This window comes from Marinobacter qingdaonensis, from assembly GCF_034555935.1.
Lineage (GTDB): Bacteria > Pseudomonadota > Gammaproteobacteria > Pseudomonadales > Oleiphilaceae > Marinobacter > Marinobacter qingdaonensis.
In genome coordinates, this window is the sequence record NZ_JAYDCJ010000003.1 from 79,613 (window position 1) to 101,331 (window position 21,719).

20 protein-coding genes are annotated in these 21,719 nt (G+C 64.3%); 10 read left to right on the forward strand and 10 right to left on the reverse strand.

Annotation, left to right across the window (positions count from 1 at the left end; translation table 11 throughout):
• Positions 1–13: 13 nt before the first annotated feature.
• The 3 genes from trmB to U5822_RS03670 form a co-directional block, all read right to left on the reverse strand.
• Positions 14–748 (reverse strand): tRNA (guanosine(46)-N7)-methyltransferase TrmB, encoded by a 735-nt coding sequence (gene trmB, locus U5822_RS03660; RefSeq protein WP_322854272.1) that lies wholly within the window; start codon positions 746–748, stop codon positions 14–16.
• Positions 749–821: 73 nt separating this feature from the next.
• Positions 822–2,348, reverse strand: a complete 1,527-nt coding sequence (locus U5822_RS03665) for a YifB family Mg chelatase-like AAA ATPase (protein ID WP_322854273.1) — start codon at positions 2,346–2,348, stop codon at positions 822–824.
• A 101-nt stretch (positions 2,349–2,449) separates the two neighbouring features.
• Complete coding sequence (locus U5822_RS03670) at positions 2,450–2,704, reverse strand: accessory factor UbiK family protein (protein WP_322854274.1); 255 nt, start codon at positions 2,702–2,704, stop codon at positions 2,450–2,452.
• A 379-nt stretch (positions 2,705–3,083) separates the two neighbouring features.
• Here U5822_RS03670 and glnK point away from each other — a divergent pair, with 379 nt between their 5' ends.
• The gene (glnK, locus tag U5822_RS03675) at positions 3,084–3,422 is read left to right on the forward strand and encodes a P-II family nitrogen regulator (protein ID WP_004578958.1); all 339 of its coding nucleotides are present in this window, start codon (positions 3,084–3,086) and stop codon (positions 3,420–3,422) included.
• A 72-nt stretch (positions 3,423–3,494) separates the two neighbouring features.
• Positions 3,495–4,775: an ammonium transporter gene (locus U5822_RS03680; protein WP_322854275.1), complete on the forward strand. Its 1,281-nt coding sequence runs from the start codon at positions 3,495–3,497 to the stop codon at positions 4,773–4,775.
• 63 nt (positions 4,776–4,838) lie between these two features.
• Here the strand turns inward: U5822_RS03680 and U5822_RS03685 are convergent, their stop codons facing one another.
• Together U5822_RS03685 and speE are read right to left on the reverse strand one after the other, a co-directional pair.
• Positions 4,839–5,033 (reverse strand): DUF6316 family protein, encoded by a 195-nt coding sequence (locus U5822_RS03685; protein ID WP_322854276.1) that lies wholly within the window; start codon positions 5,031–5,033, stop codon positions 4,839–4,841.
• 97 nt (positions 5,034–5,130) lie between these two features.
• Positions 5,131–6,012 (reverse strand): polyamine aminopropyltransferase, encoded by an 882-nt coding sequence (speE, locus tag U5822_RS03690; RefSeq protein ID WP_322854277.1) that lies wholly within the window; start codon positions 6,010–6,012, stop codon positions 5,131–5,133.
• A gap of 207 nt (positions 6,013–6,219) precedes the next feature.
• Between speE and speA the strand changes: the two genes are divergently transcribed.
• The 3 genes from speA to U5822_RS03705 all read left to right on the forward strand — a co-directional run bounded on the left by speA (position 6,220) and on the right by U5822_RS03705 (position 9,564).
• Entirely contained in the window at positions 6,220–8,130 is a 1,911-nt protein-coding gene (speA, locus tag U5822_RS03695; RefSeq protein ID WP_322854278.1) for a biosynthetic arginine decarboxylase, read from the forward strand.
• Positions 8,131–8,317: 187 nt separating this feature from the next.
• Positions 8,318–8,917: a sigma-70 family RNA polymerase sigma factor gene (locus tag U5822_RS03700; protein ID WP_322854279.1), complete on the forward strand. Its 600-nt coding sequence runs from the start codon at positions 8,318–8,320 to the stop codon at positions 8,915–8,917.
• Positions 8,914–9,564 (forward strand): ChrR family anti-sigma-E factor, encoded by a 651-nt coding sequence (locus tag U5822_RS03705; RefSeq protein WP_322854280.1) that lies wholly within the window; start codon positions 8,914–8,916, stop codon positions 9,562–9,564. The genes U5822_RS03700 and U5822_RS03705 overlap by 4 nt, the downstream gene beginning before the upstream one ends.
• Positions 9,565–9,684: 120 nt before the next feature.
• Here U5822_RS03705 and U5822_RS03710 read toward each other — a convergent pair whose 3' ends face one another.
• A complete protein-coding gene (locus U5822_RS03710; RefSeq protein ID WP_322854281.1) occupies positions 9,685–10,428 on the reverse strand; it encodes an SDR family NAD(P)-dependent oxidoreductase in 744 nt (247 codons plus the stop codon).
• A gap of 202 nt (positions 10,429–10,630) precedes the next feature.
• Here U5822_RS03710 and U5822_RS03715 point away from each other — a divergent pair, with 202 nt between their 5' ends.
• From U5822_RS03715 to U5822_RS03725, 3 genes are all read left to right on the forward strand, one after another.
• Positions 10,631–12,406: an acyl-CoA dehydrogenase C-terminal domain-containing protein gene (locus U5822_RS03715; protein ID WP_322854282.1), complete on the forward strand. Its 1,776-nt coding sequence runs from the start codon at positions 10,631–10,633 to the stop codon at positions 12,404–12,406.
• Positions 12,407–12,554: 148 nt separating this feature from the next.
• Positions 12,555–13,346, forward strand: coding sequence for a tRNA cyclic N6-threonylcarbamoyladenosine(37) synthase TcdA (gene tcdA, locus U5822_RS03720; protein WP_322854283.1), 792 nt, complete (start codon positions 12,555–12,557; stop codon positions 13,344–13,346).
• A gap of 21 nt (positions 13,347–13,367) precedes the next feature.
• Entirely contained in the window at positions 13,368–15,239 is a 1,872-nt protein-coding gene (locus U5822_RS03725) for a cation:proton antiporter (protein ID WP_322854284.1), read from the forward strand.
• A gap of 18 nt (positions 15,240–15,257) precedes the next feature.
• Here U5822_RS03725 and U5822_RS03730 read toward each other — a convergent pair whose 3' ends face one another.
• The 4 genes from U5822_RS03730 to U5822_RS03745 form a co-directional block, all read right to left on the reverse strand.
• A complete protein-coding gene (locus tag U5822_RS03730; protein WP_322854285.1) occupies positions 15,258–16,241 on the reverse strand; it encodes an NADP-dependent oxidoreductase in 984 nt (327 codons plus the stop codon).
• Between the two features lie 72 nt (positions 16,242–16,313).
• Positions 16,314–16,787: an acyl-CoA thioesterase gene (locus U5822_RS03735; RefSeq protein ID WP_322854286.1), complete on the reverse strand. Its 474-nt coding sequence runs from the start codon at positions 16,785–16,787 to the stop codon at positions 16,314–16,316.
• Entirely contained in the window at positions 16,784–17,872 is a 1,089-nt protein-coding gene (locus tag U5822_RS03740) for an SMP-30/gluconolactonase/LRE family protein (protein WP_322856876.1), read from the reverse strand. Before U5822_RS03740 ends, U5822_RS03735 begins: the two co-directional genes overlap by 4 nt.
• A 96-nt stretch (positions 17,873–17,968) precedes the next feature.
• Entirely contained in the window at positions 17,969–18,763 is a 795-nt protein-coding gene (locus U5822_RS03745) for an alpha/beta fold hydrolase (RefSeq protein ID WP_322854287.1), read from the reverse strand.
• 401 nt (positions 18,764–19,164) lie between these two features.
• Here U5822_RS03745 and U5822_RS03750 point away from each other — a divergent pair, with 401 nt between their 5' ends.
• Positions 19,165–20,250 carry an AraC family transcriptional regulator gene (locus U5822_RS03750; protein ID WP_322854288.1) on the forward strand — a complete coding sequence of 362 codons (1,086 nt, stop codon included), beginning with the start codon at positions 19,165–19,167 and terminating at the stop codon, positions 20,248–20,250.
• Positions 20,250–21,680 (forward strand): cardiolipin synthase, encoded by a 1,431-nt coding sequence (gene cls / locus U5822_RS03755; RefSeq protein WP_322856877.1) that lies wholly within the window; start codon positions 20,250–20,252, stop codon positions 21,678–21,680. The genes U5822_RS03750 and cls overlap by 1 nt, the downstream gene beginning before the upstream one ends.
• The last annotated feature ends 39 nt before the right edge of the window (positions 21,681–21,719 follow it).

Below are 21,719 nucleotides of genomic sequence, written 5' to 3' on the forward strand. Positions count from 1 at the left end.
GGTTCGCCAGACGTCAATTGGTGCGGTGGAACAGCAGATCCCAAACGCCGTGCCCCAGGCGCTCGCCCCGTTTCTCGAACTTGGTGATGGGACGGTCATCCGGCCGGGGTGAGAACTCGCCGGCCGCCTCGGTATTGGCAAAGCCTTCGGCGTCGGACATGACCTCCATCATGTGCTCGGAGTAGTTTTCCCAGTCCGTGGCCAGATGCAGGATACCGCCGACCCGCAGCTTGTGGCGGATGCGCTGGACAAATTCGGGCTGGATCAGGCGACGCTTGTGGTGACGCTTCTTGTGCCAGGGGTCGGGGAAGAACACCATGACCCGATCCAGGCAGGCGTCCGGCAGGCACAGGTCGATCACGTCATTGGCGTCGATGCTGTAGACCCGGACGTTTTCCAGCCCGCGATCCTCCACTTCCTTGAGCAGGGCACCCACGCCCGGCAGATGCACCTCAACCCCGATGAAGTCCTGCTCCGGCGCGGCCTCGGCCATGTCGGCCAGCGACTTGCCCATGCCGAAACCGATTTCCAGGTTGAGCATCGCCTCGCGCCCGAACACCTCACGGGGATCGATCATGCCGTGCTCACGGGTCAGACCGTAGACCGGCCAGCTCCGCTCGTAGGCTTTTTTCTGGCCCTCGGTCATCCGGCCCTGGCGCAGGACAAAACTGCGAATGCCCCGACGGGTGGTCACCGGCGACTCCGGCCCGGTGTCTTTCGAGGCGTTCGGGTCTTTCTGATCGGTCATCTGTCATCCTCAACCGCGGACTGCGGGTCTGATTGAACGGGAAACGGGCCTAAGTTTACCAGAGTCGGCCCGGTCACGAAGACACCAGGGCGTTGCGGCCCTGTTGCCGGTCGAGCTGGCGATAACCCAGGGCCTCGACCAGATGGCCCTGACCGACCGGACCGCTGCCCTCCAGGTCGGCCAGGGTCCGGGCGACCCGAAGAATCCGGTGCAGCGCCCGCGCCGACAGCCCCAGCCTGTCCATGGCCCCGGTCAGCAGGCGCTGGCCCTCGGTGTCCAGGGCACAGGCGCGCTCCAGATGCCGCCCGGCCAGGCTGGCGTTGGCGCCGCCCCGCCGGGTCTGACGCGAACGGGCCAGGTTCACCCGCTCGGCCACCACAGCACTCGACTCCCCGGCCGACCCCGACTGCATCAGCACCTCCCCACCCTGCACCGGCACCTCCACGTGTAGATCAAACCGGTCCAGCAGCGGCCCGGAAATCCGGGCCCGGTAGCGGAGCACCTGCTGGGGCGCGCACTGGCATTCGATGCTGGGATGGCCGTGATAGCCACAGGGGCAGGGGTTCATCGCGGCGACCACCTGGAACCGGGCCGGAAACCGGACCTGACGGGCGGCCCGGCTGATCGCGATTTCCCCGGATTCCATGGGCTCGCGCAGGACCTCCAGGACCCGGCGCTCGAATTCCGGCAACTCGTCCAAAAACAATACGCCCTGGTGCGCCAGGGAGATCTCGCCCGGGCGGGGGTGGCTGCCGCCACCAACCATGGCGATCGCGGAGGCCGTGTGATGGGGCGCCCGGAATGGCGGCCGGTGCCAGCCGCTGGCTGCCATGGCCTGGCCCGCCACCGAATAAACGCTGGCCACTTCCATGGCGGCGTCGTCTGCCAGCGCTGGCAGAATCCCCGGCAAACGGCTCGCCAGCATGCTCTTGCCGGTCCCGGGCGGGCCAAACAGCAGCAGATTGTGCTGGCCCGCGGCAGCGACTTCCAGGGCCCGCCGGGGCACGTGTTGACCGCGAATGTCGGCCAGATCCAGCAGCTCTGCCCCCGGCTCCGGCGCCCCGGCGCCCCGGGCCAAAGGCACCAGCCGGGCCCGCTGCGCCAGGTGCTCACACACCGCCAGCAGGTGACTGGCGGCCAGCACGTCGTCGCGGCTGGCCAGTGCGGCCTCGGCGGCGTTGGCCTGGGGCACCAGCAGGGTCCGACCGGCGTCCCGGGCGGCCAGGACCGCGGGCAATACGCCAGTCAGCGGGCGCAGGGCACCGTCCAGGGACAGTTCGCCAACGAATTCGTGCCGGTCCAGGGCCTCACCCGGGAGCTGGCCGGAGGCCGCCAGGATACCCAGGGCAATGGGCAGATCGAACCGACCGCCCTCTTTCGGCAGGTCGGCCGGCGCCAGATTGATGGTGATGCGGCGGGCGGGAAACTCGAAACCGGCGTTGAGCAGGGCGCTGCGCACCCGTTCCCGGGCCTCGCGCACGCCGGTTTCCGGCAGGCCGACGATGGACAGGGCGGGTAAGCCGCCGGACAGGTGGACTTCAACGGTTACCGCCGGTGCGGCGACCCCGACACTGGCGCGGGAATGGACAATGGCAAGCATGACTACCTTCCGTGGTACGTTGGTGAGGTTCGGGCGCCGCTGTGGGCGACCGGGCCCGGCTTCCTGCCTGGCCCGCTACTCGTTTATCTGACGCGGCTTTTTTATTTCTGCTGCAGCTTCTGCTCCAGCTCGGCCACCCGCTGTTCCAGTGCCTCGACCTTCTCCCGGGTTTTCAGCAGCACCGCCTGCTGGCCATCGAATTCCTCCCGGGTGACCAGCTCCAGCTTGGCCAGCACGGCCATGACCGTGGCCCGGGCCTGGGTCTCAAAATCCTCGCGGGCCGCACGGGCCATATCCGGGACAAACTGGCCAAACTGGCCCTGCAACTGGGCAAAAATATCCTGCGGACCTTTCACGCATCACCTCTCTGGCTCAAATAAAGACGGGTTTCGACCAAAGAACTGGGCCGTCAACCGGTTGCGGGAGTGTAACACACACGCGGCCCTGCCATACTGTACCGCGACGGCCGTATAATGACCGTTGCCGCCCGCTTGAGCCCGCTCCAATTTGGCTCATTTGCGGGCGCAAAGCCCCGTTTTGGTGCACGGTTTTGCTCCAATCTGGGACAGGCAATACCTAACCATATGTTATGCTTGCATTTTTTTGCGTTGGCATACCCGATGCTAAAGCCCTCGTACGCAATCCGCACAATTGGTGTGCGAGGTAGCAGCATCCCGACCTTAACCGCGGACCAACGAGTCCAGACGTTGAGACGGCTTTACCAAGGAGAAAGCAATGAAACTTGTGACAGCGATCATCAAGCCTTTCAAGTTGGATGATGTCCGTGAGGCACTATCCGAGATTGGCGTTCAAGGCGTTACCGTCACCGAAGTCAAAGGCTTTGGTCGACAGAAGGGCCACACCGAGCTCTACCGGGGCGCAGAGTATGTCGTTGACTTCCTGCCCAAGGTCAAGGTGGAAGTGGCCATTGGCGACAACCTGCTCGACCAGGTTATCGAGTCCATCACCAAGGCGGCCAACACCGGCAAGATCGGCGACGGCAAGATCTTCGTGACCGAACTGGAGCAAGCCATCCGGATCCGGACAGGCGAAACCGGCGAAGAAGCGGTCTGATCCAGCTCAGTTAACCAGTTGCCAACGCAAAAAAATTTAAAAACCTGAAAAGCCTCGTGCGGAGGGCTTCACATGGAAAGCAATCTTAATCATATCTTTGAACTGCAGTACGCAATGGACACCTTCTACTTCCTGGTGTGCGGTGCCCTGGTCATGTGGATGGCCGCGGGTTTCGCCATGCTGGAAGCCGGTCTCGTGCGTGCCAAGAACACCACTGAAATCCTGACCAAGAACGTCGCGCTGTTTGCCGTCGCCTGTACCATGTACCTGATCTGCGGCTACGACATCATGTATGGCGGCGGTATCTTCCTGAGCGGCATCACCACCGTTGCTGAAATGGACGACGCGGCCATCGCCGGCGTCATTGCCGCTTCGACCGAAGCCGGCTTCGGCGACATGGGCGAATACAGCGGTGCGTCCGACTTCTTCTTCCAGGTAGTGTTCGTGGCCACAGCCATGTCCATCGTCTCCGGTGCGGTTGCCGAGCGCATGAAGCTCTGGGCCTTCCTCGCCTTCGCCGTGATCATGTGTGGTGTGATCTACCCGATGCAGGGTTCCTGGACCTGGAACGGCGACGCCGTCTTCGGTCTGTATGAGCTGAGCTACAGCGACTACGCCGGCTCCGGTATCGTGCACATGGCTGGTGCTTCTGCGGCCCTGGCTGGCGTGCTCCTGCTGGGCGCCCGTAAAGGCAAGTACACCGCCGATGGCCAGATCAAGGCTATCCCGGGGGCCAACCTGCCGCTGGCTACCCTCGGTACCTTCATCCTGTGGATGGGCTGGTTCGGCTTCAACGGCGGTTCTACCCTGAAGCTGGGTGGCATCGGTGTGGCCAACGAAGTGGCCAACGTGTTCCTGAACACCAACGCTGCTGCCGCTGGCGGTCTGATCGGCGCCCTGATCGTGGCCCGCATCATGTTCGGCAAGGCCGACCTGACCATGGCCCTGAACGGCGCCCTGGCCGGTCTGGTTGCCATCACCGCCGAGCCGGCTGATCCGTCTCCGCTGCTGGCCACCTGCATCGGCGCCATTGGCGGCATCATCGTGGTCTTCTCCATCGTGACCCTGGACAAGCTGCGGATCGACGATCCGGTCGGTGCCATCTCCGTGCACGGTGTGGTCGGTATCTGGGGTATCTTCGCGGTCCTGCTGTCCGACGCCGACGCGACCTTCATGGGTCAGCTGGTAGGCATGCTCACCATCTTTGTCTGGGTCTTTGTCACCAGCCTGATCGTGTGGAGCATCCTGAAGGCGGTCATCGGCCTGCGCGTCTCCGAAGAAGAGGAGTACGAGGGTGTGGACCTGTCCGAGTGTGGTATGGAAGCCTACCCGGAATTCGTCAGCAGCAAGTAAGCTGGTCGACGAAGCCACAAAAAGGGCGCCCTCGGGCGCCCTTTTTCATTGCTCTGAAGTGTCTCAGCCGGCCCCGCTGAACAGGGTATCCTCGGCGTGACGAAGGTACAGCAACAATTCCAGTTCCGCCTCCCTGACACTGTCGAACGGCCCTTCCAGCGACCCCTCGCGGGTCTGGAAATACCACTGGCCATTCACCAACTCGAACCGGTCACTGCGAAACCAGTGACGCTCCGCCTCTCCCTTGCGCACATCCATCGCCAACTCCTCTGCTCGCCCTACAGGGTACTGTTCACTTTCTGAACACACCCTTCAGTGTAGACGAGGTCGACCGTGTGTCGAGGCGGACCCTCGCTCAGCCCTCCTCGGGGCGCACTTCATCCTCCAGGGCATCGACCATGAACTGGGGCATGGCCAGGGCACCGTGATGGATGCCGGCGTTGTAGTAGCGGGTGACAAAGGGCCGGTTGTCGACGTCCTCCTCCCGGAAGTAACGCACCGGCTTGTTCTTGCCCGCCATGGTGCAACTCCACCAGCCCGTCGGGTACACCGGCTGCGGGAACGGCAGGGTCTGGATGTGGTCAAACCCGGCCTGGCGCATGTCGTCGTGGATGGACTTGATAATGGTGTCGGTGTGCAGCAGCGGTGACTCGCTTTGCTGCACAATCAGACCGCCCTCGCGCAGGGCCAGCATGGCGTCCCGGTAGAAGTCGAGGGCGAACAGCCCCTCCGCCGGTCCCACCGGGTCGGTGCTATCGATGATGATGAGGTCCAGGCTGTTGGGCTCGATGTCGCGAATCCACTGGATGCCGTCACCAAAGAAGAAGTTGGCCCTGGGGTCGTCGTTGGATTCGCACAGCTCCGGGAAATACTTCTCGGACATGCGGGTCACCCGCTCGTCGATTTCCACCTGCCAGGCCTCTTCCACACCCGGATGCTTGAGCACCTCCTTCAGGGTGCCGCAGTCACCGCCGCCAACAATGACCACTTTCTTCGGGTCCTTGTGGGTAAACAGGGCCGGGTGGGTCATCATCTCGTGGTACAGGAAGTTGTCCCGGGTGGTGAGCATCACGCAGCCGTCCAGCACCATCAGATTGCCGAAGGTCTCGGTCTCGTAGATTTCCAGCTTCTGGAAGGGGGTCTGCTCCTCGTGCAGCTTGCGCTTCACCTGCAGGGAAAACGCCGTTCCCTGATCCTGGAATACTTCGGTAAACCAGCCGTCGTTCAATGCCGTCATGGTGTGTCTCCTGCTGTGGGCCGTGAGCCGGGTTAAAGGGCGTATTGTAGGCATGGCACCGGAGCAGCTAAAGCGTTAATCGCCCAGCCGGGCAGGTATTTTCCACAGCAGGTTCTTTTAGCCCGACTGCGGAATCCATACAATGCGGCCATACGCCGGCCCGGGCCTGAGCCCGACCGGCCCCGGTTTCCTGACAGGATAGCAAGCATGAGCGAAGCCAGCGGCACCGCTGCCCACAAGGTTTACAACATCGCCCACTGGAGTGACGGCTACATTGGCGTCAACGACCGGGGTGAGGTCCTGATTCGCCCGGATCGGGGCCATAGCCAGGCCCGCATCAATCTGCCGGACCTGACTCGCTCACTGGTCGACGCCGGCGTCCAGCTGCCGGTGCTGATCCGCTTCACCGACATCCTGCACGACCGGGTCAACAAACTGTGCGGCGCGTTCAACAAAGTCGCCGGCGACCAGGGCTACCAGGGCCGCTACACCGCGGTCTACCCGATCAAGGTGAACCAGCAGCGCCGGGTGGTGGAGGAACTGCTGGCGGCGGAACCGGCAGCCAGCCAGGGCCAGGTCGGTCTCGAGGCGGGCAGCAAGCCGGAGCTCATGGCCGTGCTGGCGCTGTCCCGGCGGCCGGGCTCGGTGATTGTCTGCAATGGCTACAAGGATCGCGAGTACATTCGCCTGGCCCTGATCGGCCAGAAACTCGGCCATCGGGTGTTCATCGTGGTCGAGAAGCAGTCGGAACTGCCGCTGATCCTGGCCGAAGCCAAGAGCCTGGGCGTATCGCCGCTGATCGGCGTGCGCGCTCGCCTGGCCACCATCGGCAAGGGCAACTGGCAGAACACCGGCGGCGAAAAATCCAAGTTTGGGCTGTCCGCCAGCCAGGTGCTGGACGTGGTGCAGACCCTGCGCGAGGCCAATGCCCTGGACACCCTGCAACTGCTGCACTTCCACTTGGGCTCGCAGATCGCCAACATCCGCGACATCCAGACCGGCCTGCGCGAGTGCGCCCGCTTCTACAGCGAACTGCGCCAGCTGGGCGCCCCGATCGGCACGGTCGACATCGGCGGTGGTCTGGGCGTTGACTACGAGGGCACCCGCTCCCGCAGCAGCTGCTCAATGAACTACGGGGTGCACGAGTACGCCTACAACGTCATGCACATCCTGCAGAGTGAATGTGACCGCCACGGCATTCCCCACCCCGACCTGATCAGCGAATCCGGCCGGGCCCTGACCGCCCACCACTCGGTGCTGGTCACCAACGTGATTGACCGCGAGGTGCCCGACAACCGCTCGCCCCAGGCCCCGACCGACGAGGCGGCGGCACCGCTGCACGACCTCTGGCGCGACCTGCAGAGCCTGGAGGACGCCGACACGCCGCGCTCGCTGGCGGAAATCTACCACGACGTGTTGCACGCCATGAGCGACGTCCACGCCCAGTTTGCCCACGGAGTCCTGAGCCTGCAGGAACGGGCCCAGGCGGAAACCCTGTACACCCGCTGCTGTCGCCTGCTTCGAGGCCAGCTCGACAATGCCAACCGGGCGCACCGGGAAATCATCGACGAGCTGAATGAAAAACTGGCGGAGAAACTGTTCGTAAATTTCTCGCTGTTCCAGTCCCTGCCCGATGTCTGGGGCATCGACCAGATCTTCCCGGTCATGCCCATCAACGGCCTGGACCGCCCTCTTAACCGGCGCGCGGTGATCCAGGACATCACCTGCGACTCCGACGGGCGCATCGACCAGTACGTCGACGGTCAGGGCACGGAAACCACCCTGCCACTGCCGGACCATGACGCCGGCGAGCCCCTGCTCATGGGTTTCTTCATGACCGGGGCCTACCAGGAGATCCTGGGGGACATGCACAACCTGTTCGGCGACACCCACTCGGTGGATGTCCGACTGAATGCGGACGGCGGCTTCGAGACCGGCACCCCGATCACCGGCGACACCGTGGCCAAGGTCCTGCGCTATGTGAACTTCGAACCGGCGGCCCTGCTTCGGGCCTATCAGGACAAGTTCGAGGCCAGCGAACTGGCCCCGGATACCCAGACCGATCTGCTGTCGGAACTGACCGCGGGCCTGGAAGGCTACACCTACCTGGAACACTGATCCGTCGCGGCGCTCCGGCCCGGGAGCGCCAACCTCCCTGCCCCGGATTTGCCCGCCACTTTTTTTACCGCTGCGCTGATCCGCTCCTGCCCTTGAGCCGTAAGTCCTGAAACTGACAAACCCGGGACGAGTGCATAGAATGATGAATACCAACAATTCAAGCCATGCGACAGTCAAGGAGCGTCCAGTGAGCACGCTGGAGAAGAAGCCCACCGGTACCGAAGGTCGAAAGGACCCCTGGAGTCAGCTGCTTCAGAAAGTGGGCAAGAATCAGGATCGTGAGGCTTACCACGCTCTGTTCGAGCATTTCGGGCCTCAGATCAAGTACTACGCCATGGCAAATGGGCTGGCCAGTCACGCCGAAGAGCTGGTCCAGGAAGTGTTTGTGTCCATCTGGCGCCGCTCCTGTCTGTACGACTGGCGCAAGGCTGCCGCATCGACCTGGATCTTCACGATTGCGCGGAACCAGCGCATCGACATGCTCCGGAAGATGCAGCGCACCAGCGCCGAAATGGCGGTTGAAACCGAGGATCTGTGGCAGATCCCGGGTGAGAACGAAAACGAACCGGTAACGTCGCTGCATCGTCTGATGTCCGAGCGGCGCATCCGCGAGTCGCTCAGTCATCTGCCTGAAGAGCAGATCACGGTGATTGCCAAGGTGTATATGGAGAACAAATCCCACCAGATGGTGGCGGACGAACTCGACATTCCCCTTGGCACGGTAAAGAGCCGGGTTCGCCTGGCTCTGAATAAATTGAAAGTGATTTTGCAGGACCAGAACGTATGACACGGCATCATCCCGACAGCCTGAGTTTGATGGAATACAGCGCAGGCAACCTGAGCGAACCCCACGCTCTGTGCATCCGGCTGCACCTGGACGAGTGTCCTCAGTGTCGCAGTCGTGTCGATACGCTCGACAGTCTGGGTGCGGTCATGATGGAACAGCAGCCCAAGGTGACGGTGTCTGACAGCATTTTCGACGCGATCCTGTCGAAGATTGACAGCGCGCCCTCGGAGGCGGATCTGCCGTCCATGGCCGCCTCGGCCGCGGCCAAGCTGGGCCCCTTGCAGAAACTCCTGGGCGAGGACATCAACAAGCTGCCGTGGAAGCGGCAACTGGGTGATGTCAGCGTGCTGGACATCAGCGATCGCTTCCCCGGCCAGCGCGAACAGGTGGTGTTGCAGAAACTGGCCGCCGGCGGCAAGGCGCCCGCGCACACCCACCGCGGCGAGGAGACCACGATCGTGCTGCAGGGCGCGTTCGCCGACCAGAAAGGCGTCTTCAACCAGTGGGACTTTGTGGTTCTGACCGATCAGGACGAGCACAAACCCGTGGCGGTCGGCTGTGAGGACTGCATCACCCTGTCCGTGCTGAGTGCACCGGTCAAGCTGACAGGCACCTTCACCCGCATGCTGAATCCGTTCATTCGCTGATTCGACGGCGGGTCGTCACCAAGCCACCCGGGGCAGCGCGTGGCATGGACAAGTGGCTGAAATCGAAAAGGGCGATCGTTGATCGCCCTTTTTTTATGCCCGCACCAAACCGGCCACCGGTTACCAGGGCAGCTCCGAACCATCCCAACTGAGAAACCGGCCGTTGTCGTCCTGATCCATGCCCCGCAACACGGCCAACAGGTTGTCCGCCGTCTGGGCCGGGCTGTGCACCTGCAACTGCGCCAGGGACTGGCGGAAAGGTTCGCTCAACGCCGACTCCGTGGTGCCCGGGTGCAGGGCCACGCAAGCCACCGGTTTGCAACGCCGGGGCAACTCCACTGACAGCCCCCGCACTAGCATGTTAAGCGCGGCCTTGGAGCTCCGGTAGGCGTACCAGCCACCCAACCGGTTGTCGGTGATGGAGCCGACCTTGGCGGACACGGCGGCGATGCGCTTCAGCTCCCGGTGTCGCAACCAGGGGACCAACGCCCGTACCAGCAGGCCAAAGCCGGTCGCGTTGACCGCGAAGGCCCAGGCCATGGCGTCGGCCGACAGATCCTCCAGGCGTTTTTCCGGAAACATCTGCTCCGCATGCAGCACCCCGGCGGCGTAGATCAGGGTGTCGATGCCGGTTCTGCCGGGGATGACCGACTCCAGTTCGCCAATCATTCCGTCCAGCGTTGCGGCATCGCCGGCATCCCAGGTCAGCAGGCTGACCCGATCATGGGTGTGCAGCGCCGTCGGCGCCCGATCCGGATGCCGACACAACCCCACCAACTGACACTCGGGGTAGTCCCTGAGGATGGCCTCGGCCAGGGCCGTTCCAATGGCGCCGGACACGCCGGCAATGACCACTCGCTTCATAGTTCCTCCACGGTTCGCCGTCTTGGTCGGGCCCATCGGCCCGTCCCTACTGAGGAATACGAAATATTTATCGGCTAGACCGGCGCGCCTGGTGAACCGGAAAATTTAAACGGCCGTATGAATCGACTGTTCCATTTGCACAACGGATATCGGGTGCCCCACCCGATGCCGCACCAACAAAGCACAGTGAGGAGAGTACTCCATGCAATATCAGGCGCCTGCGAACGACCTTCGCTTTCTGTTGTTTGATGTCCTGGGTGTAGACCAACTCCACAATCTGCCGCCCTACGCCGATGCCACCCCGGACCTGATCTCGGCGGTGATCGACGAGGCCGGCAAGCTGGCGGCCGAGGTCATTCAGCCCACCAATCAGATCGGTGATCGCCAGGGCTGCAGCTACGACCCCGAGACGCATTCGGTCACCACGCCCGAGGGCTTCAAGGAGGCGTACCGGAAATTCGTGGAGGGTGGCTGGACCGCGCTGGATGCGCCCCTGGCATTCGGTGGTCAGGGTCTGCCGCACACCCTGAAGTTCGTGGTGGACGAAATGGTGTGTTCCACCAACCTGTCACTGGGCATGTATCCAGGCCTGACCCACGGCGCCATCAGCGCGCTGCACGCCCACGGCTCGGACCAACTGAAGCAGACCTACCTGGAGAAGCTGATCTCCGGTGAGTGGACCGGAACCATGTGCCTGACCGAGCCCCAGTGCGGCACCGACCTGGGCCTGATCCGGACCCGCGCAACGCCGAACGAGGACGGCAGTTACGCCATCGAGGGTACCAAGATCTGGATCACCGGGGGTGAGCACGATCTGGTCGACAACATCGTGCATCTGGTGCTGGCCAAGCTGCCGGGCGCACCGGACACCACCAAGGGCATTTCCCTGTTCGTGGTGCCCAAGTTCCTGCCCGACACCGGCGAGCGCAACCCGGCCCTGTGTGGGGGGCTGGAACACAAGATGGGGATCAAGGGCTCCGCCACCTGCGTGATGAATTTCGAAGGCGCCAAAGGCTGGCTGGTGGGTGAAGCCAACGACGGCATGCGGGCCATGTTCACCATGATGAACGAGGCCCGCCTGATGGTCGGCATGCAGGGCCTGGGTCTGGCCGAGATGGCCTACCAGGAGAGCCTCGGCTTCGCCCGGGAGCGGCTGCAGAGCCGGTCCCTGAGTGGTCCCAAGAATCCCGATGGCCCGGCCGACCCGATCCTTGTGCATCCGGACGTGCGCCGCATGCTGATGCGCCAGAAGGTGCTGAACGAGGGCATGCGGGCCCTGGCGCTGTTCACCGGCCATCAGCTCGACCTGTCCGTGGCGCACACTGATGAAGCCGTGCGCGAATCCGCCGACGACCTGGTGCAACTGCTGACCCCGGTGGTCAAAGCCTTCCTGACCGACGAAGGCTTCAACAACGCCAACACCGGTCTGCAGGTGCTGGGCGGCTCCGGCTTCACCACCGACTGGCCGCTGGAGCAACTGGTGCGGGATGGTCGCATCGCCCGCATCTACGAAGGCACCAACGGCATCCAGGCGATGGACCTGGTGGGCCGCAAACTGGGTCTGAAAGGCGGCCAGCTGGTCCGGACCCTGTTCGGGGTGCTCACCGGGTACCTCAAGGACCACCCGGAAGCGCCGCATCGGGAATCCTTGAAAGGAGCGATCAGCGCTCTGGAAGAAGCCACCATGTGGCTGGCCAGCAACGCGCCCAAGGACCCGGAACAGGCCGGCGCCGCCGCCACCCCCTACCTGCGGCTGATGGCGCTGACGGTGATCGGCTACCTCTGGTCCCGGATGGCCGGTGTCGCCGAGGCCCAGCTGGCGGCCGGCGACGGCAACACGCCGCTGCTGGAGGGCAAGCAGGTATCGGCCCGGTTCTACTTCGAGAAACTGCTGCCGGAAATCCACTGGCTGCTGGCCGACATCAAGACCGGCAAGGACAGCCTGATGGCCTTTGACGACGACCACTGGGCCGCCTGACGCCCATCCTGGCCGGGAACCCCGGCCGCCGATGCAAAGCCACGCCCTGCGTGGCTTTCGCATTTTTCAGTCCAGCCCGGCTCTGAGTTACAATTGCCCGCTTCGATTCAGAACGGTCCGGCAGCGTCCGGACCCCAGCGGAGGCCGCATGAACGCCGACGATTACGCATTCCGCTTCGGCGGCATTGAACGACTCTACGGACGACGCGCCCTGGAGGCCTTCCGGTCCGCCCACATCGCCATCGTCGGGCTCGGCGGCGTCGGCTCCTGGGCCGCCGAAGCCCTGGCCCGCAGCGGCGTGGGCACGATCACCCTGATCGACATGGACGACATCTGCGTGTCCAACACCAACCGCCAACTGCACGCCCTGGAAACCCAGTACGGCCGGACCAAGACCGACGCCATGGCCGAACGCCTGCGGGCCATCAATCCGCACGCCGATATCCGGGTGCATTTCGGGTTCCTGACCACCAAGAACGTCGGTGACCTGATCACCACCGACATGAGCGGCGTGGTCGATGCCATCGACAGCGTCAAGGCCAAGGCCGCGCTGATTGCCCATTGCCAGCGCCGCAAGCTGCCCATCGTCTGCGCCGGGGGCGCCGGCGGGCAAATGGACCCGACCCAGATCCAGGTCGCGGACCTGAGCAAAACCACCCAGGACCCCCTGCTGGCCAAGGTCCGCAACCTCCTGCGCCGGGAATACGGTTTCTCCCGCAACCCCAAGCGCCGGTTCGGCGTAGAGGCCGTATACTCCCTCGAGCAGCTGACGTATCCTGCCGGTGACGGCGAGGTCTGCCTGCAAAAACCTTCCACCGATGGCCCGGTGCGCCTGGATTGCGCCTCGGGCTTCGGAGCGGCCAGCCCGGTCACCGCCAGCTTCGGCTTTTTTGCCGCCTCGCGGCTGCTGAACCGGCTGGCCCGACGCGCCAACCAATAACCAAAAGGATCGATTGCCACCATGCCCGTCAGTACTGTCCTGCTTCTTGCCAGCATCGGCGTTCTCTCCCTCTTCTGCCAGTGGCTGGCCTGGCGGGTGCGCATGCCCGCGATCCTGTTCCTGCTGGCTGGGGGCATTGCCGCCGGGCCCATGCTGGGCTTCCTGGCCCCGGAGGCGGTGTTTGGCGAACTGCTGTTTCCGGTGATTTCCCTGGCGGTCGCCATCATCCTGTTCGAGGGCAGCCTGACCCTGCGCCTGGCGGAAATCCGCGGCCACGGCAAGATGGTGCGCAACCTGATTCCGGTCGGCTCCATCGTCACCTGCGTCATCGGTACCCTGTCGGCGCGCTGGCTGCTGGAGGTGTCCTGGCCGGTGGCCCTGCTGTTCGGCGCCATCTCCATCGTCACCGGCCCGACCGTGATTGCGCCCCTGCTGCGCTCGGTGCGCCCGACCGCCAAGCTGGCCAACATCCTGCGCTGGGAGGGCATCATCATCGATCCGGTGGGCGCCCTGCTGGCGGTCCTGGTGTTCGAGGGCATCGTGTCCTGGGGCCAGGGCAACGTGTTCAGCCATTCCCTGTATATCTTCGGCAAGACCCTGCTGGTGGGCTTCCTGATCGGCGCCCTGGCCGGCTACCTGAACGGCCTGGTGCTGCGCAAGCACCTGATTCCCCAATACCTGCACAACGCCGGCACCCTGACCTTCATGCTCGGGGTCTACGCCATCTCCAACGAGTTGGCACACGAATCCGGCCTGCTCACGGTCACCATCATGGGCATCTGGATGGCCAACATGAAGCAGGTACCGATCGAGAGCATTCTCGAGTTCAAGGAATCCTTGAGTGTCCTGCTGATTTCCGCGCTGTTCATCATTCTGGCGGCCCGGGTCGAATTCAGTGCCATCGCGGAGCTGGGCTGGGGCCTGGCTGTGGTGCTGGGCATCCTGATGCTGGTGGCGCGGCCACTGAGCATTTTCCTGTCGGCCATCGGCACCAGCCTGAACTGGCGTGAAAAGCTGTTCCTGAGCTGGATTGCCCCCCGGGGCATCGTCGCGGCCGCGGTGTCTGCCCTGTTCGCGTTTCAGCTGCAAAAGGTCGGTTACGAGAGCGCCGGCACCCTGGTGCCGCTGGTGTTCATGCTGATCATTGCCACCGTGACCCTGCAGAGTCTGACCGCCCGCCCGGTGGCACGCCTGCTGCGAGTGGCCGAACCGGCGGAGTACGGGTTCCTGGTCCTGGGCGCGAACCCGGTCGCCCGCATGATCGGCCAGGCCCTGAAAAAACAGGAGGTGCCGGTCACCCTGGCGGACACCAACTGGGAAAACGTGCGCCAGGCGCGCATGGACAACCTGCAGACCTACTTCGGCAACCCCGTGTCCGAACACGCCTCGACCCATCTGGACCTGACCGGCATTGGCAATCTGCTGGTGATTTCCCCCTACAAGCACATGAACTCCCTGGCCACCTACCACTTCCTGGACTGGTTCGGCGACAAGAGCGTGTTCAGCCTGGCCGAAGGCGACCAGGACCAGAAGGCCCGCCACCAGACCGCCGAGAAGATCCAGATGACCCGCGGCCTGTTCGGGGGCGTGAGCTACGCCAAGCTGGCCAGCCTGGCCAGCCAGGGCTACACGGTGCGGACCACCCAGTTGAGCGACGAGTTCAGCTACAGTGACTTTCTGGAGAAGTACCAGAAGCAGGCGTTGGTACTGTTCGTGTTCGACGGCAAGGGCCATGTGTCGCCGGTGCAGGACATGGACGAACTCAAGCCGGAAGCTGACTGGATGCTGATCAGCCTGGTGCCGCCGCAGGCGCCGAAGGAGCGCAAGGACAAGGAAGGCTCTGACCTGGCCGCCCCGGACAACGGCAACCTGGCCGACGCCCTGCCCCAGTAGGGCAAGGGCCGGCTGGCATTACCGACAGTCGAGCACCAGCTTGCCGCGGACGTGGCCGCCTTCGAGTAGGTCGTGAGCGTCGGCCGCCTGCGCCAGGGGGAAGGCGCGATCGATGTGGACCCGGACATCGCCGTCCTCGATCAGCTCGGCAATTTCATCCAGGTGGAACGCATCCGGGCGCACGGTCATGCCATGGGCCCGGAGCCCCATTTCCTCGGCCGCGCTGATGATGTCGTCGGCGGTGACGGTGGGAATGGTCACCAACACCCCCTGTTCGCCCAGGGTGTGGAGCGAGCGCATGCCGGTCTCGCCGCCCACCAGGTCGAGCACCACATCCAGACCGTAGCATTCCTCCGCCACGTCGGTGGTGCGGTAATCGATGACCTCGTGCACACCCAGCTCGGCCAGGAAATCCCGGTTGGCGGCGGACGCCGTCGCCACCACATGGGCACCACGCTCGAGGGCAAACTGGACGGCAAAATGACCGACGCCGCCGGCGCCGGCGTGAATCAGTATCTTCTGGCCGGCTTCCAGCTTGGCCACCTCAAACAGCGCCTGCCAGGCGGTCAGGGCCGCCAGCGGCAGGGCCCCGGCGGTTACCAGGTCCAATTCCTCGGGCACGATGGCAAACTCGTCGGCGTTGGCCACGGCGTGGTCGGCGTAGCCCCCACCCCCGGCCGGGAAGCCGATCATGCCCATGACCCGGTCCCCAGGGGCGAGCGTGGTGACGTCGTCCGCCACCGCCACCACTTCCCCGGCGATGTCATAGCCCGGCGTCCAGGGCAGGCTGTTTTCAATCTGCCGTGCGGCAAAGCCCAGACCGCGCCGGGTCTTCCAGTCGATCGGGTTGAGGCCCGCGCCATGGACGCGCACCAGCACTTGTCCGGGCCCGGGCTCGGGCACCGCGGACTGGCCCAGCTGCAGCACATCCGGCTCGCCAAAGCGGTCGTAGCTGACGTGGCGCATGGGGGTTTCGGTAGTCTGGTCTTCGGGATCTGCCATGGCGGCCTCCGGACAGCAGCGGTTGGGGACAGGGCTTGTTTCAGACTAGCAGAAGATGGCCGGGCCGGTTGTTCAATCCACCGCCAGGCCGGGGCCTCCGGCCACCACCGCCGACCCGAGAATCTCGGCAAAGGCCTTCGGAGCCCGGGCCGGACGCTGGCTCTTCAGGTCCACGCAGGCGTGGGTGGACAGCGCCCGCACCAGGGTCTTGCCGTCGGCCGGGCGCACCAGCTGGAATTGCCGGGACGACCGGAAGCGGCCGTCGTACCCGGTTAGCCAGGTGCCCAGCAGCAGGCGGTCGCCGGCGTTGGCGGACGCCAGGTAGTCAATCTCGGTCCGGGTGATGGCCATGGCCTTGCCGGTTTCCTCGTGCAGGGCCCAGGTCATGCCCAGGGACTCAATGTGGGCCCAGCTCACGTCCTCCAGCCAGCGCACGTACACCACGTTGTTGGCGTGTCCGAGACGGTCGGTGTCGTCGTCGCTGACGGTAATCTCGAGGCAGAAGGGTTCGGGCAGATCCCACTCAATGGCGCGCTCGCCTGTCATGCTTCGTCGTCTCCAAGGCCGGGAATGGCCTGCAACGGTAGCCGGCCGATGCGGTCGTTGTGAAGTGAACCAAAGTATAGATAGCCATCGTGGGGGGTGACCGAGGTGATCTCCTGCAGGTGGCTGCCCTTGGTGTCGTGCAGGCTGGTGATGACCTCGCCCTTGCGGTCGAAGGCCACCACCAGGCCGTATTGCCTGGGCTTGGGTTTGAGGCTGTCCGGCAGCTTGGCGACCAGATCCTTCAGCCAGGGATTGCGATGCAGGGCGTCGACCTGGGCATTACGCAGGCTCGGAAAGGCCACCCAGTAGCGGCCCTGGCGATCGACCGCCAGATTGTCGGGGAAGCCCGGCAGGTTGTCGGCAAACACCTCGGCCTGACCCGCTTTCGGGCCGGTGATCCAGTAACGCAGGGTACGGTATTTCCACGTTTCGTTGACCAGCACGTAGGCACCGTTGGGCGCCACCGCCACGCCGTTGGCGAAGTGCAGGTTGGCCAGCAGGACTTCGGCCTTACCGGTGTTCGGGCTGTAGCGCAGCAGGCGGCCATGGGGGCGCATTTCCAACAGGTCGAGCCGGTAATCCGGGTGCCGGAAGCGGGAGCTGGCGTCGGTAAAATAGATGCGGCCGTCGGGGCCGATATCCACGTCGTCGGTGAACCGGAACGGGGTGCCCCCGGCTTCCCGGGCCAGCACGGTCACGGTCTTGTCCGGGGCAATGGACAACAGGCCGTTGACGGCGTCGGCGACGATCAGGTTGCCGGCCTGGTCAAACACCAGACCCAGGGGCCGGCCGTCGGTCTTGAGCCAGGTCTCGACCCGGCCATCCGGGAACACCCGCACGATGCGGCCGTCCCCGGTGCCCGAATACACCACGCCGTCGGCACTGACGGTGGTGTCCTCCGGACCGTAAACCTGGCCCCGGGCCAGCAGGTCGGCCAGGCGCAGGCGCTCATTGGGTGACAGCGGGCCGGTCAGGGGCCGGGGATCGGGTGGTTGCCAGGCCTTGCTGTCGATGGGCGAGGGCGTGAGCAGGAAGCCACCGAGCAGGAAAAACAGGGCCAGCACCCCGACCATCAGCCATTTCATCATTCCTGCCCGCCCGTTTCTGTTGTCGATGGATTTGCCAGCCCAGACTTAACCTTAGCAGACGGTTCCACGGTCTTGAAAACGCGCCGCCGGCCCCTAGTCGCCGGCCAGGAATCGGCGGCACAGGGCCGCAAAGGTGTCCGGTTTTTCCGCGTGCAGCCAGTGCCCGGTGTCCTGGATGACCCGCAGCTCCGCGGCCGGGAACAGTTGCTGGATGGACTCCCGGTGCTTCTCCTGGATGTAGGCGGAATCCGCGCCCTTCAGGAACAGCACCGGCCCCTGGTAGGGGCCCTCGCCTTCTGGGGCCTGGGACAGGTTGCCGTAGCAGGCGTCGATCACCGGCAGGTTCAGGCGCCAGCGGAACAGCGGGCCACCCTCCGACTGTTCGTCCCGGGGCACCCGTTCGAGGTTTTTCAGCAGGAACTGCCGGGTTGCCAGGGCGTCGACCTGCTCCGCCAGGCGCTGGTCGGCGTCCTGGCGCGAGGCGACCGCATTCAGGTCGATGCTTTTCAGGCCTTCAAGGATGGCATCGTGGCGGGGCTTGTAACTGACCGGCGCGATGTCGGCAACGATGACCCGCTCGACCCGGGCCGGTGCCTGCAGGGCCACCTGCATGGCCACCTTGCCGCCCATGGAATGGCCCAGGATGCAGGCCTTGTCGATGCCCTGGCGATCCATGTAGGCAATGACGTCCGACGCCATCGCCGGGTAATCCATGGTCTCGGTGTGCGGCGAGCTGCCGTGATTGCGCTGGTCCAGGGAATGAATCTGCCAGTCGTCCTGCAGGCGCCGGGCAATGCCGCCCAGGTTTTCCAGGGACCCGAACAGGCCATGCAGCAGGATCAGTGGCGCACCTTCGCCGGTGATACGGTGGTTCAACTCTACGCTCATGGACGATCAGTCTCCGGATTGGCTCATTTTTCGAAACCGACTACATTACCACTGACAGTGTGGCGAGCAAGTTTGGTGCAAGGCAGGTGGGGGCCGCCCCAACGAAAAAAGCCGGGCTGGGCCCGGCTTCAAGGTCATAGGCAGTACGCCTGTCTGATCAGCAGTAGTAGATGCTGTTCAGGTATTCCGCGAGTGCCATCACGTTCTGGCGCTCGATTTCACTGTGGGGTACGAAGATTTCCTGTTCCATACAACAACCTCCTTTAACAACCAATCCATTGCTTCAACCTGATATTTCAATGCTATCGTTGTTGCCATGACAAACCGTTGACAGGCGGTATCATTCACTTGACATTTTGTATCAGTCAGCATGAAAGGTTGTTAACCATCGGAATCCAGCTGTGATACCAGCCCAGTCCCAAGACAGCAGCGCGCCCCTGGTCGCCGCCTCCAGCACCCTCGCCCTGGTCCACTACCTCGAATGCCAGGGGGTGCTGGACCCGGAACGGGTGGAACAACTGGTGGGTGTCGACCTGCAAGCGCTCAGGGACCCGGACCTTCGGGTCCCGGCCCAGGCCCATTACCGCCTCTGGGACCACGCCGAGCAGGTCACCGGCGACCCGGCCGTGGGCCTGCACGCCGGCACCCTGGTGGACCCGGAACGGATGGGTCTGGTGGGGCATGTGTTCTTCAACTGCGACACCCTGGGCGAGGCCGTTACCCAGTACGTGCGCCTGCACCGACTGATCAATGAGTCGGTTACCCTCAGCTTCGAGCAGACCGGGGAGCTGGCGATCCTGAGCTGGCAGCCGGATACCCCAAGCCACTATTGCCGCCAGGACATGGACCGGACCCTGGCCGCGGCCATCAGCCGGACCCGGCATTTTATCCTCCCGGACATCGGCGCCGAGTGGGCGGACATTGCCCACCCCCGGCCGGACTACGCCAGCGAATACCAAACCCTGCTGGGCGGGCCGGTACGCTTTGGCTGCGCCGCCACCCGCCTGGCCTTTGATAGCCGGCACCTCAGCCACCCCATCCCCCGTCGCAACCCCTACGTCTATTCGGCGGTGTTGAAGCAGGTCAATTCGGTGCTGGCCCGGCTGCAACCCCGGCGCTCGTTCGGACGCAAGATCCGACGGCTGATTTCCAAGCAGATGGCCACCGACCGCATCGACGCCGACAGTCTGGCCCGGCAATGCCACATGAGCCGACAGACCCTGTACCGCCGGCTCAAGCGCGAGGGCCTGAGTTTCCACGACCTGGTGGAGCAGGTGCGCAAGGACAAGGCCCTTCGCTACGTCGCCAGCGACCAGTACGCCCTGGGGGAAATTGCTTTCCTGCTCGGATTTTCCGAACTCAGTGCCTTCAGCCGAGCCTTCAAACGCTGGACCGGCTCGGCGCCGGCCCAGTATCGGGCCAGCCAGCTGGCGTCTGCTGACGACCGGCCCACCCCACCAACCGACACGGACCCGCCCGCACCATGATGGAACCCTTTTCCCTGGTCGCCATTGCGGTCGGTCTGCTGTACCTGGCGGCGCTGGGCTGTGTCTACCGGATCCTGCTGACCTACCGCACCGCCCAGGGCGCCATTGCCTGGATCATTGGCCTGCTGGGTCTGCCCTACGTGGCGGTGCCGCTGTTCCTCCTGTTCGGGCGCTATCGGTTCGGCGGCTATATCCGGGCCCGCCGGATGGGCGACCAGGCACTGACCAACCTGCTCAACCGGTTCGAGCAGCAGACCACCTCGATCCCGGCCCCAGCCGACGACTACTTCACCGACGAACTCCAGGTGCTGTGCAAGCTCGGCCGGCAGCCGTTCACCGAGGGCAATCGCTGTACCCTGCTGCGGGACGGGGAGGCCACCTTCGAGGCGCTGTTCGAGGCCATGGAAAACGCCACCCGTTACATCCTGCTGGAGTTTTACATCATCCGCTCGGACCGGGTCGGCCAGCGCATCAAGGCGATCCTGGAACGGAAACTGGCCCAGGGGGTGCAAGTCTGGTTCCTGTACGACAACATCGGCAGTGTCTGGCTACCCCGCTCCTACCTGAAACAGCTGGCCGCCGCCGGCGCCCGGGTGGCGTCCTTCGGCGATGGCAACGTGCGCCGGCGCCGGTTCCAGATCAATTTCCGCAACCACCGCAAACTGCTGGTGTGCGACGGGGTCATCGGCTTTGTCGGCGGCATCAACCTGGGGGACGAATACCTGGGCACCGCCATGGACCAGGAACCCTGGCGCGACACCCACTGCCAGATCGAGGGCCCGGCGGTGACCGGCCTGCAACTGACCTGGCTGGAGGACTGGAACTGGGCCAGCGACGAATTTCCGGAGCTGGACTGGGCGCCGCCCGCCACCCAGGCCGGCAACGACCGGGTGCTGATGCTACCCACCGGACCCGCCGACGACTGGGAAACCTGCTCCCTGTTCTTCCTGAACTGCATCAACAATGCGCGCCAACGGCTGTGGATTTCGTCGCCCTATTTCGTGCCCGACTTCCAGATCATGAACGCGCTGCAGCTGGCCGCCCTGCGCGGGGTCGATGTCCGGGTCCTGATCCCGGAGAAATCCGACAGCTGGCTGATCGGCCTGGCGGCCTACTCCTACCTGGTGCAGGCCTGCCAGACCGGCATCAAGATCTACCGCTACCAGCCCGGGTTCATGCACCAGAAGGTGATTCTGGTGGATGACCGTTACGCGGCGGTGGGCACCGCCAACCTGGACAACCGCTCGATGCGCCTGAACTTCGAAATCAGCGCCGTGACCACCGCGCCCCACTTCATCGCCAGCGTCGAGTCCATGCTGGAGGAGGACCTGGACAACTGCCGGCTGATGCACGAATGCGACTACAACGACCGGTCCACCCTGTTCCGGCTCAGCTGCCGCGCCATCCGGCTGCTGGCTCCGCTGCTGTAATGGCCTCCCGATAACTGGTCGGCGCCGGTACAAGTGTGC

Bases quoted from the DNA above. Each gene is read 5' to 3' on its own strand.
- U5822_RS03705 (WP_322854280.1), top strand. From the start codon at position 8,914: ATGACACGGCATCATCCCGACAGCCTGAGTTTGATGGAATACAGCGCA.
- U5822_RS03735 (WP_322854286.1), bottom strand. From the start codon at position 16,787: ATGACAGGCGAGCGCGCCATTGAGTGGGATCTGCCCGAACCCTTCTGC.
- U5822_RS03715 (WP_322854282.1), top strand. From the start codon at position 10,631: ATGCAATATCAGGCGCCTGCGAACGACCTTCGCTTTCTGTTGTTTGAT.
- U5822_RS03745 (WP_322854287.1), bottom strand. From the start codon at position 18,763: ATGAGCGTAGAGTTGAACCACCGTATCACCGGCGAAGGTGCGCCACTG.
- U5822_RS03665 (WP_322854273.1), bottom strand. From the start codon at position 2,348: ATGCTTGCCATTGTCCATTCCCGCGCCAGTGTCGGGGTCGCCGCACCG.
- tcdA (WP_322854283.1), top strand. From the start codon at position 12,555: ATGAACGCCGACGATTACGCATTCCGCTTCGGCGGCATTGAACGACTC.
- U5822_RS03685 (WP_322854276.1), bottom strand. From the start codon at position 5,033: ATGGATGTGCGCAAGGGAGAGGCGGAGCGTCACTGGTTTCGCAGTGAC.
- U5822_RS03725 (WP_322854284.1), top strand. From the start codon at position 13,368: ATGCCCGTCAGTACTGTCCTGCTTCTTGCCAGCATCGGCGTTCTCTCC.
- speA (WP_322854278.1), top strand. From the start codon at position 6,220: ATGAGCGAAGCCAGCGGCACCGCTGCCCACAAGGTTTACAACATCGCC.
- cls (WP_322856877.1), top strand. From the start codon at position 20,250: ATGGAACCCTTTTCCCTGGTCGCCATTGCGGTCGGTCTGCTGTACCTG.
- U5822_RS03740 (WP_322856876.1), bottom strand. From the start codon at position 17,872: ATGAAATGGCTGATGGTCGGGGTGCTGGCCCTGTTTTTCCTGCTCGGT.
- U5822_RS03680 (WP_322854275.1), top strand. From the start codon at position 3,495: ATGGAAAGCAATCTTAATCATATCTTTGAACTGCAGTACGCAATGGAC.
- trmB (WP_322854272.1), bottom strand. From the start codon at position 748: ATGACCGATCAGAAAGACCCGAACGCCTCGAAAGACACCGGGCCGGAG.
- U5822_RS03710 (WP_322854281.1), bottom strand. From the start codon at position 10,428: ATGAAGCGAGTGGTCATTGCCGGCGTGTCCGGCGCCATTGGAACGGCC.
- speE (WP_322854277.1), bottom strand. From the start codon at position 6,012: ATGACGGCATTGAACGACGGCTGGTTTACCGAAGTATTCCAGGATCAG.
- U5822_RS03730 (WP_322854285.1), bottom strand. From the start codon at position 16,241: ATGGCAGATCCCGAAGACCAGACTACCGAAACCCCCATGCGCCACGTC.
- glnK (WP_004578958.1), top strand. From the start codon at position 3,084: ATGAAACTTGTGACAGCGATCATCAAGCCTTTCAAGTTGGATGATGTC.